The 17,054-nt window shown below is 63.4% G+C and carries 16 protein-coding genes; 4 read left to right on the top strand and 12 right to left on the bottom strand.

Annotated features, from left to right (window positions below; all coding sequences use genetic code 11):
• Positions 1–196: 196 nt before the first annotated feature.
• The 5 genes from KHO41_RS11575 to KHO41_RS11555 all read right to left on the bottom strand — a co-directional run bounded on the left by KHO41_RS11575 (position 197) and on the right by KHO41_RS11555 (position 4,645).
• On the bottom strand, positions 197–994 hold the full coding sequence (locus KHO41_RS11575; RefSeq protein WP_211953429.1) for a MetQ/NlpA family ABC transporter substrate-binding protein: 798 nt from the start codon (positions 992–994) through the stop codon (positions 197–199).
• Positions 995–1,059: 65 nt separating this feature from the next.
• On the bottom strand, positions 1,060–1,713 hold the full coding sequence (locus KHO41_RS11570; RefSeq protein ID WP_011298701.1) for a methionine ABC transporter permease: 654 nt from the start codon (positions 1,711–1,713) through the stop codon (positions 1,060–1,062).
• Positions 1,703–2,737, bottom strand: a complete 1,035-nt coding sequence (locus KHO41_RS11565; RefSeq protein ID WP_211953428.1) for a methionine ABC transporter ATP-binding protein — start codon at positions 2,735–2,737, stop codon at positions 1,703–1,705. The genes KHO41_RS11570 and KHO41_RS11565 overlap by 11 nt, the downstream gene beginning before the upstream one ends.
• A 167-nt stretch (positions 2,738–2,904) precedes the next feature.
• Positions 2,905–3,708 (bottom strand): enoyl-CoA hydratase, encoded by an 804-nt coding sequence (locus KHO41_RS11560; RefSeq protein ID WP_211953427.1) that lies wholly within the window; start codon positions 3,706–3,708, stop codon positions 2,905–2,907.
• Between the two features lie 13 nt (positions 3,709–3,721).
• Positions 3,722–4,645, bottom strand: coding sequence for a histone deacetylase family protein (locus tag KHO41_RS11555; RefSeq protein ID WP_211953426.1), 924 nt, complete (start codon positions 4,643–4,645; stop codon positions 3,722–3,724).
• A gap of 179 nt (positions 4,646–4,824) precedes the next feature.
• Here KHO41_RS11555 and mltB point away from each other — a divergent pair, with 179 nt between their 5' ends.
• The 4 genes from mltB to KHO41_RS11535 all read left to right on the top strand — a co-directional run bounded on the left by mltB (position 4,825) and on the right by KHO41_RS11535 (position 9,276).
• Entirely contained in the window at positions 4,825–5,931 is a 1,107-nt protein-coding gene (gene mltB / locus KHO41_RS11550) for a lytic murein transglycosylase B (RefSeq protein ID WP_211953425.1), read from the top strand.
• Positions 5,932–6,098: 167 nt separating this feature from the next.
• Positions 6,099–7,208 carry a glycosyltransferase family 9 protein gene (locus KHO41_RS11545; protein ID WP_211953424.1) on the top strand — a complete coding sequence of 370 codons (1,110 nt, stop codon included), beginning with the start codon at positions 6,099–6,101 and terminating at the stop codon, positions 7,206–7,208.
• A complete protein-coding gene (locus KHO41_RS11540; RefSeq protein ID WP_211953423.1) occupies positions 7,205–8,200 on the top strand; it encodes a glycosyltransferase family 8 protein in 996 nt (331 codons plus the stop codon). The genes KHO41_RS11545 and KHO41_RS11540 overlap by 4 nt, the downstream gene beginning before the upstream one ends.
• 44 nt (positions 8,201–8,244) lie before the next feature.
• Positions 8,245–9,276 (top strand): glycosyltransferase family 9 protein, encoded by a 1,032-nt coding sequence (locus KHO41_RS11535; protein WP_211953422.1) that lies wholly within the window; start codon positions 8,245–8,247, stop codon positions 9,274–9,276.
• 68 nt (positions 9,277–9,344) lie between these two features.
• On the opposite strand, the gene cysM is transcribed toward KHO41_RS11535, so the two are convergent.
• The 7 genes from cysM to lapB all read right to left on the bottom strand — a co-directional run bounded on the left by cysM (position 9,345) and on the right by lapB (position 17,054).
• A complete protein-coding gene (gene cysM, locus KHO41_RS11530) occupies positions 9,345–10,247 on the bottom strand; it encodes a cysteine synthase CysM (protein ID WP_211953421.1) in 903 nt (300 codons plus the stop codon).
• 97 nt (positions 10,248–10,344) lie between these two features.
• Positions 10,345–11,643 carry a solute carrier family 23 protein gene (locus KHO41_RS11525; protein WP_211953420.1) on the bottom strand — a complete coding sequence of 433 codons (1,299 nt, stop codon included), beginning with the start codon at positions 11,641–11,643 and terminating at the stop codon, positions 10,345–10,347.
• 161 nt (positions 11,644–11,804) lie between these two features.
• Positions 11,805–12,224 (bottom strand): ComEA family DNA-binding protein, encoded by a 420-nt coding sequence (locus KHO41_RS11520; protein ID WP_244873801.1) that lies wholly within the window; start codon positions 12,222–12,224, stop codon positions 11,805–11,807.
• Positions 12,225–12,376: 152 nt separating this feature from the next.
• Positions 12,377–13,372 carry an ADP-glyceromanno-heptose 6-epimerase gene (rfaD, locus tag KHO41_RS11515; protein WP_211953419.1) on the bottom strand — a complete coding sequence of 332 codons (996 nt, stop codon included), beginning with the start codon at positions 13,370–13,372 and terminating at the stop codon, positions 12,377–12,379.
• A 49-nt stretch (positions 13,373–13,421) separates the two neighbouring features.
• Entirely contained in the window at positions 13,422–14,369 is a 948-nt protein-coding gene (rfaE1, locus tag KHO41_RS11510; protein ID WP_211953418.1) for a D-glycero-beta-D-manno-heptose-7-phosphate kinase, read from the bottom strand.
• A gap of 51 nt (positions 14,370–14,420) precedes the next feature.
• Positions 14,421–15,794, bottom strand: a complete 1,374-nt coding sequence (locus tag KHO41_RS11505) for a UDP-glucose dehydrogenase family protein (RefSeq protein WP_211953417.1) — start codon at positions 15,792–15,794, stop codon at positions 14,421–14,423.
• 36 nt (positions 15,795–15,830) lie between these two features.
• Positions 15,831–17,054: a lipopolysaccharide assembly protein LapB gene (gene lapB / locus KHO41_RS11500; protein ID WP_211953416.1), complete on the bottom strand. Its 1,224-nt coding sequence runs from the start codon at positions 17,052–17,054 to the stop codon at positions 15,831–15,833.

Here is a 17,054-nt window from a genome sequence, read left to right as displayed (position 1 = left end):
CACTGATAGCTGATAGTCAGAAATTTGTCCGCTCATCATTATAACCACCGGGTTGGCGGCCTATATATTTTTCGAACGATCGTACTATTTTATAGGCAAAAATTTGCCGGGCATAGCCCGGCTGGCTCTTGCATCCTCGTGATTGTGCCGCAACACGGGCGGCACGCACATCGTCGAATTGGATGAGATCCCCGGCTTACCAGGCCGTAATCACCGATTCCTTGAAGGTAGAAGTGATGTACTGTTTGATTTCCGGCGACTGATAGGCCTTTACGAGCTTGGCGACCCACGGCTTGTTCTTGTCAGCCTCGCGGATGGCAATCAGGTTCGCGTACGGCCCTTTCGGCCCTTCGATGGCGATTGCGTCACGTGTGGGCGACAGGCCAGCCGACTCGGCGTAATTGCCGTTGATGGCGGCGGCGTCCAAGTCATCAAGCGAACGCGGCAGTTGCGCGGCGTCCAGTTCGACGATGCGGATCTTTTTCGGGTTCTCGACGATATCCAGCGGCGTTGCCTTCAGGCCTGCGTTCGGCTTGAGCTTGATCACGCCCTTGCTCTGCAGCAGCAGCAAGCCGCGTCCACCATTGGTCGGGTCGTTCGGCACGCCGACACGCGCGCCGGCCTTGAGCTGGTCCAGCGACTTGATCTTCTTCGAATACACGCCCATCGGGAATGTGACCGTAAAGGCCACGTGCGTGAACTTGTAGCCGCGATCCTTGATTTGCGCTTCCAGGTACGGCAAGTGCTGGTAGCTGTTGGCGTCCAGGTCGCCTGCGGCCAGCGCGGCGTTGGGCTGGATGTAGTCGCTGAACTCGACTACCTGGATGTTCAGGCCGTCCTTGGCGGCGACCTTCTTCACCTGTTCCATGATCTGGGCATGCGGGCCGCCAGTCACGCCAACCTTGATCGGCTTGTCCTCGGCCACCGCACCGGTAGCCAGCGTGGCGCCAAGCGCGGCGCCAAGAATCCATTGCAGCAGGTTGCGACGTTGCATGTCTTGCCTTCTTTCTTGAGTAGCGGCGTAGCGCCTCGCGGCGCGTCGCCTGAATCGTTGATGAATCAGCGGTGGCTGATGCGGCGGACCAGCCAGTCGCCGAAGCTCTGCACAGCCTGCACGAAGATGATCAGGATCACTACCACCGCGACCATCACCTCGGTGATGTAGCGCTGGTAACCATAGCGGATGCCCAGGTCGCCCAGGCCACCGCCGCCAATCGCGCCCGCCATGGCCGAATAGCCGACCAGGCTCACGAAGGTGATGGTCAGGCCGGCCACGATGCCGGGCATCGCTTCGGGCAACAGCACCTTCCAGACGATCTGACCGGTCGTGGCGCCCATCGACTGGGCCGCCTCGACGAGACCCTTATCGACTTCGCGCAGGGCGCTTTCCACGAGCCGCGCGATGAACGGGACCGCTGCGATGGTCAGCGGCACAATCGCCGCCGTGGTGCCGATTGACGAGCCGACGATGAACCGCGTGAACGGAATCACCACCACCAGCAGGATGATGAACGGCACCGAGCGCACGGCATTCACCACCACGCCAATGGTGCGGTTGAACAGCGGGTGCGACAGCACGCCGCCGCGGTTGGTCAGGTGCAGCAGCACGCCGAGCGGCACGCCCAGCAGCGAGCCAACCACGCCCGAGATCACCACCATCAGCAGCGTCTCGTTGAAGGACGTCAGGAACAGGTCAAACATTTCAGACCACATGTTCGATCTCCTCTACCACCACGCCCTGTTGCTGCAGGTATTCCATTGCCGCCTTCACGTCGGCCAGTTCGCCGGTCGCCATGATCGCCAGCGAGCCGAAGGCCTGCCCCTGGATCTCGTCGATATGGCCGTGCAGGATATTGAAGTCGAGACCGTAGCGGCGGATCGCCTGGGCCAGCACCGGCTGGTCCACGCCCTCGCCGGTGAAGGCAAGCCGGTAGACATGGTCGCGCCCGTTGCCGAGCCGACTTTCCACGCGCTTGAGCACGCTTTCGGGCAGTTCCTGCGCGATCACGTCGCCGATCATGGCGCGCGTGACTTCATGCTGCGGGCGCAGGAACACGTCGATCACGCGACCCTCTTCCACCACGCGTCCGGCTTCGAGCACGGCCACGCGGTCGCAGACCTGTTTGATCACCTCCATCTGGTGCGTGATCATCACGATGGTCAGGCCTAGTTCGCGGTTGATCTGCTTGAGCAGGTCCAGGATCGAGCGCGTCGTTTCCGGATCGAGCGCGGAAGTCGCTTCATCGGACAGCAGTACCTTGGGCTTGCTCGCCAGCGCGCGCGCAATGCCCACGCGCTGTTTCTGGCCACCGGAGATCTGCGACGGGTAGCGGTCCTTCAGCACGGACAGGCCGACCAGGTCCAGCAGCGGCAGCACCGTGGCTGCGATTTCCGATTTCGACTTGCCCGCCAGCTCCAGCGGCAACGCCACGTTTTCGAACACGGTGCGCGACGACAGCAGGTTGAAGTGCTGGAAGATCATGCCGATGTCACGGCGTGCCAGGCGCAGCGCGCCGTTGTCCAGCGCGGTCAGGTCCTGGCCGCCAACGATCACGCGGCCGCTCGTCGGGCGGTTGAGCAGGTTGATGGCGCGCACCAGCGTGCTCTTGCCGGCGCCGCTGCGGCCGATGATGCCGAAGACCTCGCCCGCCCCAATGGACAGGCTGACGTCCCGCAAAGCATGCACTTCACCCGACCCGCCGGGGAAACGCTGCGAGAGTCCTTGCAGTTCGATCATGAAAAGTGACCAAAAGAAAACGGCAACAGGCGAGAAAGGTCTCCAGCGCTGTTGCCGCCACGTTATGTTTTATGAAGCGAGCATTTTAAGCGATCCGCTTCATGCAATAAACGAATTTTTTTCGATGGCTTTATGCGTTCAAGGCATATAGCTGCGCCTCATATGCCTCATGAGGCACGCCAGCTGGGCGATCGCTTGTCGATGAAGGCCTGCACGCCCTCGAGCGCGGACTCGTCCATCATGTTGCAGGCCATGGTCTGTCCGGCCAGCTGATAGGCCGCCTCGATGCCCATTTCGAGTTGCCGGTAGAACAGGCCCTTGCCCGCCGCCACGGCAGCCGCCGGCTTGGCGCAGATGCTTGCCGCCAGCCGTGCCACGTCTTCATCGAGCTGGGCCAGCGGCGCGATCCGGTTGACCAGCCCGCGCGCGCAGGCGGTCGCAGCATCGATCATGTCGCCGGTCAGCAGCATCTCCATGGCCTGCTTGCGCGACAGGTTGCGTGACAGGGCCACGCCGGGCGTGGAACAGAACAGCCCGAGATTGACGCCCGATACGGCAAAGCGCGCATCGTCCGCGGCCACCGCGAGGTCGCACATCGCCACCAGCTGGCAGCCCGCTGCCGTCGCAATGCCATGCACGCGTGCAATGACCGGCTGCGGCATCTTCTGGATAGCCATCATCATGCGGGTGCAGCGGTCGAACAGGCCCCGGTAGTAGTCATGCGACGGCGCGGCGCGCATTTCGCGCAAATCGTGCCCGGCGCAGAAGGCCTTGCCCGCGCCGGCCAGTACCACCACACGCACCGACTCGTCCGTGGCCAGGCGGGCGAAGGCGGCAACCAGTTCGTCCAGCAGGCCTTCGGACAACGCGTTGAACGCTTCCGGGCGGTTCATGGTCAGGCGCGCCACGCCGGCGGCATCGCGCGACTCGGTCAGCAGCGGCGCATTCGCGCGCGGGTCGGTATCGGCCATGCGGGCTTGCTCCTTATCGTTCCAGCAGCACTTTCAGGTGCGCCAGCACGCTGCGGCCCAGTGCGCTGAGGTTGTAGCCGCCTTCCAGGCTGCTGACGATGCGGCCGTTCGCATGCGCGCGGGCCACGTCGACGAGCTGGCCGGTGATCCACGCATAATCCTGCTCGACCAGGCCCATCTGACCCAGGTCGTCCTCGCGATGAGCGTCAAAGCCGGCCGAGATGAACAGCATCTGCGGGCGGAATTCGTTCAGGCGCGGGAGCCAGATCGTGTCGACGACCTCGCGCACCGCAAGCCCGTTGGTATAGGCCGGCAGCGGGATATTCGCCATATTCGTGGCGATATGCTCGGTGCCGCTGTAGGGATAGAACGGGTGCTGGAAGAAGCTGCACATCAGCACGCGATCGTCGCCGCGGAACGCTGCCTCGGTGCCGTTGCCGTGATGGACGTCGAAGTCGACGATGGCCACGCGCTCCAGCCCGTGCGCTTCCAGCGCATGGCGGGCCGCGACGGCCACGTTGTTGAAGAAACAGAAGCCCATGGCGCGGTCGGGCTCGGCATGGTGTCCGGGCGGACGCACGCAGCAGAACGCGTTTTCCACCTCGCCCGCCATGACGGCATCGGTAGCCGCTACGGCCGCCCCCGCTGCCAGCTTCGCGGCTGCCAGCGTGTGCGAATTCATCGACGTGTCGGGATCGATCGGGTAGTAACCGCTGGCGGGGCTCGCACGCTCCAGCGAATCGATATAAGCAGCCCCGTGCACGCGTTCGATCTGCTCGCGAGTCGCGGGCGCCGCTTCACGGCGCTCCAGCAGGCCGTCCATGCCGTGGGAAATCAGGTGATCCTCGATCGCCTGCAGGCGTTCCGGGCACTCGGGATGGAAATGACCCATCTCGTGCAGCAGGAACTCCGGATGCGTGTAATAGCCCGTCGGCATGTCTTATCGTCTTTGTTTTGTCTCCAAACGTTACGTTAGCACAGGACAAGCCCCCCAGCGGACCGCCAAGGCCCATGGCGGCGCCATATCCGCGGCAATTGAGCGGCAGACAGGCGGCAGTTCGGCGTCGGAACGTGCAGTGCCATCCGCTATACTCGCTGCGACTTGCTAAGGACACCATGACCGACACCCAGCGTTCATTGCGCCGCCCATTGCTGGGCGCTGCGTTATCCGCTGCCGCACTGGGACTCTGCGGCCTCTCCCCAAGCCTCCTCGCCGCCGGCAAGCGCCGCGTGAGCGTGCGGGAAGAAGAAATCGAGCCCGGGCGCTATCGCGACAATGCACAGACCCGCGCCTTTATCGACGACATGGTGACTCGCCACGGATTCGACCGCGGCACGCTGGAAGGCTGGTTCGGGCAGGCGGTCTATTCCGCCACCGTGGTGCGGCTGGTCATGCCGCCGGCCACGCCGGGGCGCAAGAGCTGGCGCGCCTACCGTTCGCGCTTTATCGAACCGATCCGCATCAACGCGGGCGTGCGCTTCTGGCAGGAGAACCGCGACACGCTGCGCCGCGCCGAAGCCGAATTCGGCGTGCCGGCTTCGGTCATCGTCGGCATCATCGGCGTGGAAACCATCTACGGGCGCGACATGGGCACGTTCCGCGTCATCGACTCGCTCTCGACGCTGGCCTTCGACTATCCGTCCACGCCCAACCGCGACGCCCGGTCGACGCTGTTCCGCAACCAGCTCGCGGATTACCTGATCTGGTGCCGCGACACCCGCACTGATGTCTTTTCGGTGCTGGGCTCGTTTGCCGGCGCCATCGGCATCCCGCAGTTCATGCCGACCAGCCTGCGCGAATATGCGATCGACTATGACGGCAACGGCCGCATCGATCTGCGCAACAGCCCCACCGACGCCATCGGCAGCGTCGGCCGCTTTCTGCAACTGCACGGCTGGGAAGCCAACCGGCCCGTGGTCTGGCGCCTGGCCGGCGACGAAGGCAGCCGCGGCATCGCGGCGGCGGCGGCCGACGGGGAACCGTGGCCGACCCGGACGCTAAACCAGCTCACCCGCGCGGGATTGCGTCTCGATGAACCCGTCGACCTCGCGCGCGAAGGCGAAACCGGCGTCCTGGTGGTCGATCTGCCCACGCCCGACCAGCCAACCGAGTACATGATCGGCCTGCGCAACTTCTATGTGTTAACCCGCTACAACCGCAGCTTTTTCTACGCGCTCTCGGTGTACCAGCTCGGCGAAGCCGTCAAGGCTGCAATGGCCTGACGCCACGCCTGTTGCCGGATACGCCACCGCCTGCCAGCACTCGCCGGCAGGCGGAATCACCGCGTCCGGCGATTGTGCGCCCAAAGCCACCGCAATTTCCAGGCCAGTCCTTGCCCTCCCTTACAATAACGGGCTGACGACGCCACGTGACTTCCCGCGAGCCATTCGTGACACAACCCCAGACCCTGATTCCCGCAGACTTACTGAAGCGGTCGAAAAAGATACTGTTCATCGCCCACCTCGCACTGGGCGACTTCACTTATCTGCAGAACTTCTTCAAGGCCTTCGCGCAGGCGAACCCGCACCTGGACATCCACCTGTGGGTCGACGAAGTGCGCCGCACCAGCGATACCAAGGCCTGGGAGCACCTGCGCAAGTATTCGCTCTACGACTGGCTGGCCGCTTGCCCGTTTTTCAGCAAGGTCTATACGCGCACCTATAGCCCGGAACTCTACGAGGCATCGATCCGCGAGGCGCAGCAGGAGCACTACCCGATCGTGGTGTCGCTGGCGACGCTACGGCCGCCGCAGTACGCGGACCTCGCACGCACGATCAGTCCGGACGGATTCGTGGTCGGCATGACACGGCCTGTCCGGTTCTATCAGCCGCACCACCTGTTTGCCTACCGCAAGCTCGACGCCTCGATTCCGCCGTACAAGGTCGACCGGGCCTCGCCGCAGCACATCAGCGACGTGTACGCGCACTGGTTCCGCCAGATCGGCGGCCTGGACGTCAGACCGGCCGAGCGCTTTCCTTTTGTCGACATTCCTGCGCAATGGCAGCAGTATGCGCAGGACACGCTTGCCGCCTGGGGCTTTTCCCCGCGCGAGGGCAAGCTCGTATTCATCAACCCGTACGCCAAGACGAAGAAACGCTGCTGGACGCTGGAACAGGTCGCCGCGCTGATCCAGGCCATGCAGCAGCACCCGCGCTGGCGCGACAGCTGCTTCATCGTCAATGCGGTGCCACAGGAGCTGGCACATGCGCGCGAGGTCCTCAGCAGCTACGCCTTGGCGCGCACCGAGCTGTTCAGCGCCGAAGACAACTTCTTCCAGCTGCCAGCGATCCTGGCGCAATGCGACCTGATTATCTCGGTGGAAACGGCCGTGATGCACCTCGCGAACGCCGTGCATGTGCCGGTCATCGCGCTGATGCGTCAGAAGAACCCCGAGTGGGTGCCGATCGACAGGCAGAACAGCACTGTCATCACCGCAGCGAATCGCCGGGACTGGGTCAAGGCCATTCCCGTCGAACAAGTCATGAAAGCCATCCAATGAACCTGCCCGCATCCGACAACACCTCAATGGCTCCGATGACAGGCAGCAATGGCAAGCCGTCGTTCCATATCGCCTTCTGCGTCGACGACAACTATTTCCGCGCGATGGGCGCGACGATCGCGTCGATCATCGACAACAATCCGGGACAGCATTTCACCTTCCATGTGCTGACGTTCTCAGCGCTGGAAGAGAATCAGCGCCGCCTGAAGCAGCTCGAAGAGATGTACCCGGTCAGCACCCAGCTGCACGTGCTGGACCTGGCGTCGTTCACGCAGTTCTCGCATTTTCTCGGGCACTCGCACTATTCGCTGTCGATCTTCACCCGGCTGGTAATCCCCGAGGTGCTGCAAGGGCAGACCGACCGCGTGCTGTACCTCGATGCCGATATCCTGTGCGTCAACCGCCTCGATGAGCTCGTGGACATGGACATCAGCAACGAGATCGCGGTCGTCGTGCCCGATGCGCCCGTCACGCTGCGCCGGCGCGTCGCCGCGCTCGGCCTCGCTCATGCCGAGTATTTCAATGGCGGCGTGCTGTTCATCAATATCGAGAAATGGCTGGCCGAGAACATCACGCCCCAAACCCTGGAAGCGTTGCTCGATACCAGCACCGATATGCGTTTCAACGACCAGGACGCGCTCAACAAGGTGCTCAACGGCCGCGCGAAATACATCTCGCCGCGATGGAATTACCTGTATGACCTGATTCACGACCTGAACGTCAACAGCTTTGCGATGCGTCCGGTCGGCAAGGCGGTCTTCATCCATTTTGCGGGCTCGGTCAAACCGTGGGCCGACTGGAGCGGCCATGAAGCGCGCGGACTGTTCCGCAAGTATCTGGCCTTGTCACCGTGGCGCGACATGCCGCTGGATCCGGAACCGAGAAACACCAAGGAAATGCGCATGCATTCGCGCTTCATGTTCCGTCAGCACAAGCCGGTGGAAAGCCTGAAGTGGTATTTGCGGTATTTGCGCAAGCGGGCGCAACGGTAATGCCCGGATGGCATGCCCCTACCCTGCTCTCACATCGAAGATAAATGGCAATCCGAAGCAACCACATACTGGTCAGCCGCACCGACAATATCGGCGACATAGTACTGACTTTGCCAATGGTCGCTCGACTGAGGCAATTGAATCCGACAGCGAAGATCAGCTTCCTGTGCCGCGCCTATGCCGCGCCGCTGGTCCGCTTCTGCACGGATATCGATGAAGTCATCGAACTGGAAAGCATCGCCAGTGACCCGGCCGGATTCTTGAAAAAGTCAGGCATCGATACCGTGATCCTGGCGCAGCCCGACCGCAAGCTGGCACTCGCCGCATTTCGCGCCGGCGTCCGGCACCGTATCGGCAATGCGCGCCAGAAGCTCTACCTGCTGTTCTATTGCAACCGCAGGGTGCGTTTCAGCAAGCGGACCACGGAAGACCACGAGGCGCAGATCAACTTCCGCTTCCTGAGCCCGTACGGCAGCCGCGACATTCCGACTCGCGAGGAAATCCCCGGCCTGTATCACTTCGATATCCCGGTGGACAAGGCCATTGCCGACATGCAGGCCCCTTATGCGTTCAATCTGGTCCTCCACACCAAGTCCAACGGCCACGGCCGCGAATGGCCGATCGAACACTACGCTGCGCTCGCGGAACTGCTGTCGGCGAGACGCGATGTGCATCTGTGGCTGTCGGGCAGCGCAAAGGAAGGAGAGTGGCTGAAAGCCAATGGCGGCGCGTTGCTGGCCAAGCCAAACGTCACGAGCCTTTGCGGAACCCAGACGCTGGGTCAGCTGACTACCTTCATCCACCAGGCAGATGGCTTGATCGCGAGTGGCACCGGACCGCTGCACCTGTCGGCCGCGATTGGCCAGCGCACGTTGGGGCTATTCCCGCCGACGCGTCCGATGCATCCGGGCAGATGGGCGGCACTGGGGGAAAGAGCCCAGAATCTCGTGCGGGACAAGAGCTGCAGGGATTGCGAAAAGCTCGATACGATCAGTTGCGACTGCATGTATCAACTCAGCCCGCAATCCGTCCTTGAAATTGTCGAGGGCTGGATCCGCGACAAGTCCGCGAGATAAGAGCATCAGTACCCTGCAACGGAATCATCCATCGCAGGGTGCTTTAGATCCCCGGCTTCGACGGAAACTCAGGCGGGAAATACGCCTGTGGACAGGTATCGATCTCCCCGGTCGCAAACCACGAAAACGATCGTCGCGTTTTCCACCTCTTCAGCGACTCGCAAGGCGACGCATAGCGCGCCTGCTGCCGAGATACCGCTAAAGATGCCTTCCTCGCTCGCCATGCGCCGTGCCATATGCTCGGCATCGGCCTGACTGACGGGTTCGGTACGGTCCACAAACTTCGCGTCGTAGATCTTCGGCAGATAAGCCTCCGGCCACTTGCGAATACCGGGAATCCGCGAGCCTTCCGCCGGCTGCGCACCGATGATCTCAATGGCCGGGTTCTGCTCTTTCAGGTAACGCGAAACACCGGTGATGGTGCCAGTCGTACCCATGGCCGATACGAAATGCGTAATCCGCCCTTCCGTATCGCGCCAGATTTCCGGGCCGGTGGTTTCATAATGGGCCAGCGGATTATCCGGATTCGCGAACTGGTCCAGGATGACGCCCTTGCCGTCGCGCTCCATGGAATCCGCGAGATCGCGCGCATACTCCATGCCGCCCTTTACCGGAGTCAGGATGATCTCGGCCCCATACGCGGCCATGCTCTGGCGGCGCTCCAGGCTCAGATCTTCCGGCATGATCAGCACCATCTTGTAGCCGCGGATAGCCGCAGCCATGGCGAGTGCGATGCCGGTATTGCCGGACGTGGCTTCGATCAGCGTGTCGCCGGGCTTGATGCGGCCGCGCGCCTCAGCGCGGGCGATCATCGACACGGCCGGGCGATCCTTGACCGACCCTGCCGGGTTGTTACCCTCGAGCTTGCCCAGGATGACGTTGCCGCGTGCGTCGTTGGCGGCACCGGGAATGCGCTGCAGTCTGACCAGCGGCGTATTGCCGATGGTGTCTTCGATTGTCTTGTAGGCCATGGTGCGGGGTCGAAAATGTCCCGCACATTGTAATCCAGGCCCCAGACCCGCGCCGGCAGCGGCCCGTTGGGCCCACTGCCAGTGTGGATGCCCCGGCTTAGGCCTCCTTGTTGCCTTCGCCGAGCAGGTGATAAAGCAGGATGCAACCGAACGTCGCAGTGCCAATACCGCCCAGCGTCATGCCACCGAGCCTGAGCGTCAGGTCGCCGGCCGCTACCGTCAGCGTCGCGCCGACCGTGATGAGGTTGCGCGAGCTGGAAAAGTCCACGTGATTCTGGACCCAGATGCGGCCAGCCGTGGCGGCAATCAGACCAAACACCACGATGGTCAGCCCGCCGATCACGGGGCCCGGAATGGTCAGGATCAGCGCACCGAACTTCGGCGAGAATCCGAGCAGGATGGCAACCGCCGCGGCCACGACGAAGATCAGCGTCGAATAGATCTTGGTGACAGCCATCACGCCCATGTTCTCGGCATACGTCGTGACGCCAGTACCGCCGCCACTGGCAGACAGCATGGTCGCCACACCATCGCCAATAAATGCGCGGCCGATATACGGATCGAGGTTGCGGCCCGTCATCACGCCAATGGCCTTGATGTGGCCGAGGTTCTCCGCGACCAGCACGATGGCCACCGGTGCGATCAGCAGCATGGCGCTGCCTTGGAATACCGGCGCGGTGAACGCCGGCAGGCCGAACCAGTTCGCGGCGGCCACGCCAGCGAAATCGATCGGCTTGCCCAGGCCCATCAGGTTCGTGCCGACGAAATAAATCAGGTAGCCGAACAGGCCGCCGATCAGCACCGGAAGGCGTCCGATCATGCCAGGCGCGCGCACCGCCACCAGTCCGACCGCCAGCACGGTCAACAATCCGACCCACGTATCGAACGACGATCCGCTCACGGCCTTCACCGCCACCGGCGCCAGGTTCAGGCCGATGGCCGCGACGATCGCGCCAGTGACCACGGGCGGCATCAGCTTTTCCACCCAGCTATAGCCGACCGCCTGCACAACGAGGCCGATCACCGTGTACAGCGCGCCCGCGGCAATGATGCCGCCCAGCGCGACCGGGATATTGGTATTGGGTCCGCTGCCCGCATACCCGGTGGCCGCGATCACGACGGCGATGAACGCGAAGCTGGAGCCCAGATAGCTGGGCACGCGGCCACGCACGCACAGGAAAAAGATCAGCGTGCCGATGCCGGAGAAGAGGATGGCGATGTTCGGGTTGAACCCCATCAGGATCGGCGCGATCGCCGTGGAACCGAACATCGCCACCACGTGCTGGATGCCGGCAAGCACCGTCTGCCCGGTCGGCAGGCGCTCGTCCGGACCGATAACCCCTTCCGTCTTCAGCCGCCACTTCGGCAGGAACCCTGTGTCCTCGCCATTGGTCATTGTTATGCTCCCTGTTGTTCTGCCGGGCTCTCCCTGGCCCACTGGAAAGTGGCGAGCCTGGCCTGGTTATACAGATCGCGCGGCCGGTGAATCCGTCCGGCCCGCGCTGGCTGCCGCATGATACTCCGCCGCTCCCGGCAAGCGAAGAACAGTGCGCCTGACTAGCACAAGCCATACCAATGGCACAACATCGAATCTGACACAAGGAACAAGGAGGCGAAGGACCTCGGCACCCCGGCGGCCCCCTTTGCGCCGGGGTGCCATGCGTGATCAGCGCTTGGCGGAGCCGCTGCTGCCGGCGCAGCCTTGGCGCCGATCGTCAGGCCCGCCTCCTGCATGCGGGCAACCGATTTGGTTCCCACGCCGCTGACGCGTTCGGCAAGATCAGCCGCACTCTTGTAGGGCCCGTGTTTGGTGCGTTCGTCGATGATGTTCTTTGCGGTCGCTGGCCCGATGCCTTTCACCGAAGTCAGCGCGGTCGCGTCGGCCGTGTTGACATCCACAGCAGCCATCGCCGCACCGGTGAGCGCCATCCAGACCGCGGCGGCCATGCAGCCGCGCTTGAACAATGCCTTGAACATTTGTGAGTTCCCCTTCCGTTTGAGTTGCCTTGCCGGGATTGGCAAGGTGCGCTCAGGATAGGACCCGCCGCATGCGCCAGCGCATGCGGCAACAAACGTTCACGTGGATTGCACGGAGATGTTTCCGAGCGTCGAAGCTTCGTTGGGCGCGCTCACTGGCCGCGTTCGAGCAGCCACTGGCAATAGCGCGTCACGCCTTCCTCCATGGGAACGAAGGGCGCGGTGAAGCCAACTTCGCGAAGGCGCGAACTGTCCGATTGCGTGAAGCTCTGGTACCGCCCACGCAGCGCATCGGGAAAGCGCAGGTATTCCAGCAACCCTTCCTGCACGAGTTCCTCCAGCGTCAACGGCGGCTTGTCCTCTGCCGCGCGCAGTGTATTGACGACAACACCGGCGACATCGTTGAACGAACGCGCATGGCCGGAACCGACATTGAAGATGCCCGATCGGCGCGGATGGTCGAGGAAGAACAGGTTCACCTTGACCACATCCTCGATGGAAACGAAATCGTGGCTTTGGCACCCCGGCCCATGGCCGCCGTGCTCGCCGAACAGCTTGACGGTGCCTTCGGCACGGAATTGCTCGAACTGCTGGCACACGATCGAGGCCATGCGGCCCTTGTGCGCCTCGCCCGGGCCATACACGTTGAAATAGCGCAGGCCGACGACCTGCGACAGCGCGCTATCCAGCCTGTCGCGCACGGCCTGGTCGAACAGGAACTTGGAATAGCCGTAGACGCTCAGCGGCCGCTCGTACTCACGCGCTTCACGAAAGGAACGCGACTCGCCGTAGACCGCCGCAGACGACGCATAGATGAACTGGGTGTCCTGCGCGAGGCAGAGCTCCATCAGCGTCTTGCTGTAGCGGTAGTTATTCTCCATCAGGTAGCGCCCGTCCTGCTCCATCGTGTCGGTGCAGGCCCCAAGATGGAAAACAGCGCGTACCCGGCCGAACTCGCCGCGCTCGAAGCGGGACAGGAAATCGTCCTTGTCGAGGTAGTCGCGGATTTCACAGTCCACCAGGTTGTGGAATTTGTCCGCGCGGTGGAGATTGTCGACCGCGACAATGTGGTTCTCGCCGCGCGCGTTCAATCCCTTGACGAGGTTGCTGCCGATGAATCCCGCAGCGCCGGTGACGATGATGGTCATGATCGGTCCGACAGAGAGTTCAACACGACGCGCCGGCAGACACTGGCGCTCAGCCGGCCGCGCCGAACAGTTCCGGGTAGCTGACGACGGCAGTACCCAGCTTGCCCACGACAATGCCGCCGGCGCGGTTGGCGAACTGCACCGCCTGCTTCAGCGACACGCCGGCCGCCAGCATGGTCGCCAGCGTGGCGATCACGGTATCGCCGGCACCTGATACATCATAGACTTCCCGCGCCTGTGCCGAGACGTGCAGCACCTCCGCCTCCGTGTACAGGGTCATGCCCTCTTCCGAACGGGTGAGCAGCAGCGCTTCGAGCTGCAGGTCGCGGCGCAGGTTCTGGGCGCGCGCGGTGAGGTCCTGTTCGCTTTTCCAGGCACCCACGACGCGCCGGATCTCGGCGCGGTTGGGAGTGATCAGCGTGGCACCGCGATAGCGCGAATAGTCGTCGCCCTTGGGATCGACCAGCACCATGCGCCCGGCCGCGCGGCCGGCCTCGACCATGCGGCCAACGTGGGTCAGCCCGCCCTTGCCATAGTCCGACAGCACCAGCACCTCGTACTGCTTCACGAGTTCCTGGAACCCATCGAGCACGGAAAGCAGGACTTCATGCGTCGGCGGGTTCTCGAAATCCACGCGCAGCAGCTGCTGCTGGTGCGCGAGCACGCGCAGCTTGATCGTCGTGTTGACGCTGGCATCGCGGTGCAGGTACGGCTGGACCTTGCACGCCGACAGCAGCGATTCAATGGTGCGGCCCGGCTCGTCGTCGCCGACCACGCCGAGCATGCCGACCTGCGCGCCGAGCGCGGCAGAGTTGCGGGCCACGTTGGCGGCGCCGCCCAGGCGCTCATCACTGCGCTTGATCTGGACAACCGGTACCGGCGCCTCCGGCGAAATGCGTTCGACGTCGCCGAACCAGTAGCGGTCCAGCATCATGTCGCCGACTACCAGGATGCGTGCCTGGCCGATCTGATCCTGCGAAATTTGATTCATACCCATGATTCCTCCGGCAAACCTGTCCGTCTTCGGACAGGCCCGCTGCTGATGCGTTCAGCGCTTCGCGGCCGATCGCCCGATCGCGTGGTATTCGATGCCAGACTGCGCCATGGCTTCCGGCTCGTACAGGTTACGGCCATCGAAGATCACCGGCGTCTTCAGGCGCCGCTTGATCTGCTCGAAATCCGGGCTGCGGAACACCTTCCACTCGGTGACGATCACGAGAGCATCGGCACCATCGAGGGTCTCCATCTGGGCGGCGTGGAAACTGAGCCGGTCGATGCCACCCGGGATGTCGGCGAGATCCGCTTCCAGCACGCGCCTCGCCTCCTCCATGGACACCGGATCGTGCATGCGCAGCGATGCCCCGCGCGAGACCAGTTCGCGCGCGATCACCCGGGACGGCGCTTCGCGCATATCGTCGGTATTCGGCTTGAACGCCAGCCCCCAGATCGCAAAGGTGTGGCCGCTCAGGTCATCGCCAAACCGGCGCACCACCTTGTCGCCCAGCACCTGCTTCTGCGCGCCATTGACGGCCTCGACGGCCTCCAGCACGCGCATCGGCTTGCCATGGTCCGATGCCGTGCGCATCAGCGCCTGCACATCCTTCGGGAAACACGAACCGCCATAGCCGGCACCCGCATACAGAAAACTGTAGCCGATACGCGGGTCCGAGCCGATGCCCATGCGAACGAGTTCGATGTCGGCACCGACCTCGTCGGCCAGGTTAGCCAGTTCGTTCATGAACGAAATACGCGTGGCCAGCATGGAGTTGGCGGCGTACTTGGTGAATTCCGCCGAGCGCACATCCATGTAGAAGGTGCGTTCGTGGTTGCGGTTGAACGGCGCGTAGAGCTGGCGCATGGTGGCCTGCGCGTGGCGCCCGGCGGCGTCGGCGCTGCAGCCGAGCACGATGCGATCCGGACGCATGAAGTCTTCGACCGCGGCGCCTTCCTTGAGGAATTCCGGGTTCGATACCACAGAGTACTGCAGGTCCTCGAGGCCACGCGCGGCAAGTTCCTCGCGAATCACAGCGGCAACGCGGTCACCCGTGCCGACCGGTACCGTGGACTTGTCGACCACGACCTTGAAGCCGGTCATATGGCGGCCGATATTGCGCGCCGCCGCGAGCACATACTTGAGATCCGCGGAGCCGTCTTCATCGGGCGGCGTGCCAACGGCGATGAATTGCACATCGGCGTGCTCGACGCTGGCCGCCACGTCGGTCGAGAACGTCAGACGCCCGGCCGCACGGTTGCGCTGGATGATTTCCTGCAGGCCCGGCTCGTAGATCGGCACACCGCCGGCGTTAAGCAGGGCAATTTTCTTTTCGTCGACGTCGAGGCAGAACACATCGTTGCCGAGTTCGGCCAGGCACGCGCCGGTAACGAGGCCAACATAGCCACTGCCGATAATGGTGACTTTCATAGCATGTACATGAAATTAGTTCGCGTGGCGGCCTGGTCAGCCGAGCGCTTCGGATCGCCGGGGCGCATAGGTCTCCCAGCGATTGCAGCCGGGACACTGCCAGTAGAAAAGGCGCGCGCGGAAGCCGCATTCGCGGCAGGTGTAACGGGCCAGGTTGCGCGTACGCAATTGCAGCAGGTCGCGGATCGCCGTGACCTCCTTTGTCTTGTCGCCCTCAACCGTCTCGCCTGCATCGGCTTCGCTGCCATTGCCGGCGATCGCGCCGGCTGGCGCCAGACTGGCGGCCTGCGCCTCGAAGTACCGCGTCAGGGCCAGCAGCGTCGGCTGGCGGCGCAGTTGCTCGCGCATCAGCCGGGTCGCTGCTTCCGGCCCGTTCTGTTCGAGTTCGGTCTTGAACGCAACGTCGAGCAGTTCAGCCGCAAGATTGCCCTTCAGCAGACCGCGCAGCCATTCCAGCGCGACGCCTTGTTCGCCAAGGCCGGCATAGGCTTTCACCACGCGCTCTGCGACTAGTGGCAGGAACGACGCGTCCTGTCGCTCGATGCCAAGCCAGTGGCCCAGTGCAGCACGCGCATCGCCCGCCGCCGCAGCCACATCGCCGAGCAGGATCGGCGCGCGCACATTGGCGGGATTTTCCTGGGTCGCCTGGTTCAGCCACTTGACGGCGTCTTCGGGACGCTTGCGTTGCAGTGCATCCTGCGCCAGTTCGCAGCAGAACTGGGCAATCTGCAGGCGATAGTCTTTCTTCTCGAGCGCCTGCAGCTCGCGCGCGGCATCGATCGCCTTCTGCCACTCTTTCTCCACTTCGTAGAGCTCAAGCAGCACCCGCTTGGCCGACGCCGCGTACGGGCCGGACATCAGCCGGCGCAACGACTCTTCGGCGCGATCGAGCAGGCCGGCACGCAGGAAGTCCTGCCCCAGTTCATACAGCGCGTGCTCGCGCTCTGGCTCGGGCAGATCCGGACGTGTGGCGAGGTTCTGGTGCACACGGATCGCGCGCTCGGTTTCCCCGCGGCGACGAAACAGTGCGCCCAGCGCAAAGTGCAGTTCGGTCGTCTCCGGATCGAGCCGCGCGACTTCGATGAAGGCGTCGATGGCCTGGTCCGGCTGCTCATTGAGCAGGAAATTGAGGCCCTTGAAATACGAGCGCGGCAAGGCACCCTGCTCGCTGATGAGCTGGCGCACGTCGAAGCGTGCCGCCATCCATCCAAGGCCAAAGACAAGTGGCAGCGCAAGCAGCCACCAGGTTTCAAACATCAT

The sequence above is a fragment of the Cupriavidus numazuensis genome (assembly GCF_905397435.1).
Classification (GTDB): domain Bacteria; phylum Pseudomonadota; class Gammaproteobacteria; order Burkholderiales; family Burkholderiaceae; genus Cupriavidus; species Cupriavidus numazuensis.
The sequence above is the reverse complement of the archived record's forward strand: the minus strand, read 5'-3'. Positions and strand labels throughout refer to the sequence as shown.

Coding starts and splice junctions, on each gene's coding strand:
- KHO41_RS11575 (WP_211953429.1), bottom strand. CDS start 994: ATGCAACGTCGCAACCTGCTGCAATGGATTCTTGGCGCCGCGCTTGGC.
- KHO41_RS11570 (WP_011298701.1), bottom strand. CDS start 1,713: ATGTGGTCTGAAATGTTTGACCTGTTCCTGACGTCCTTCAACGAGACG.
- KHO41_RS11565 (WP_211953428.1), bottom strand. CDS start 2,737: ATGATCGAACTGCAAGGACTCTCGCAGCGTTTCCCCGGCGGGTCGGGT.
- KHO41_RS11560 (WP_211953427.1), bottom strand. CDS start 3,708: ATGGCCGATACCGACCCGCGCGCGAATGCGCCGCTGCTGACCGAGTCG.
- KHO41_RS11555 (WP_211953426.1), bottom strand. CDS start 4,645: ATGCCGACGGGCTATTACACGCATCCGGAGTTCCTGCTGCACGAGATG.
- mltB (WP_211953425.1), top strand. CDS start 4,825: ATGACCGACACCCAGCGTTCATTGCGCCGCCCATTGCTGGGCGCTGCG.
- KHO41_RS11540 (WP_211953423.1), top strand. CDS start 7,205: ATGAACCTGCCCGCATCCGACAACACCTCAATGGCTCCGATGACAGGC.
- KHO41_RS11535 (WP_211953422.1), top strand. CDS start 8,245: ATGGCAATCCGAAGCAACCACATACTGGTCAGCCGCACCGACAATATC.
- cysM (WP_211953421.1), bottom strand. CDS start 10,247: ATGGCCTACAAGACAATCGAAGACACCATCGGCAATACGCCGCTGGTC.
- KHO41_RS11525 (WP_211953420.1), bottom strand. CDS start 11,643: ATGACCAATGGCGAGGACACAGGGTTCCTGCCGAAGTGGCGGCTGAAG.
- KHO41_RS11520 (WP_244873801.1), bottom strand. CDS start 12,224: ATGTTCAAGGCATTGTTCAAGCGCGGCTGCATGGCCGCCGCGGTCTGG.
- rfaD (WP_211953419.1), bottom strand. CDS start 13,372: ATGACCATCATCGTCACCGGCGCTGCGGGATTCATCGGCAGCAACCTC.
- rfaE1 (WP_211953418.1), bottom strand. CDS start 14,369: ATGGGTATGAATCAAATTTCGCAGGATCAGATCGGCCAGGCACGCATC.
- KHO41_RS11505 (WP_211953417.1), bottom strand. CDS start 15,794: ATGAAAGTCACCATTATCGGCAGTGGCTATGTTGGCCTCGTTACCGGC.
- lapB (WP_211953416.1), bottom strand. CDS start 17,054: ATGATGTTTGAAACCTGGTGGCTGCTTGCGCTGCCACTTGTCTTTGGC.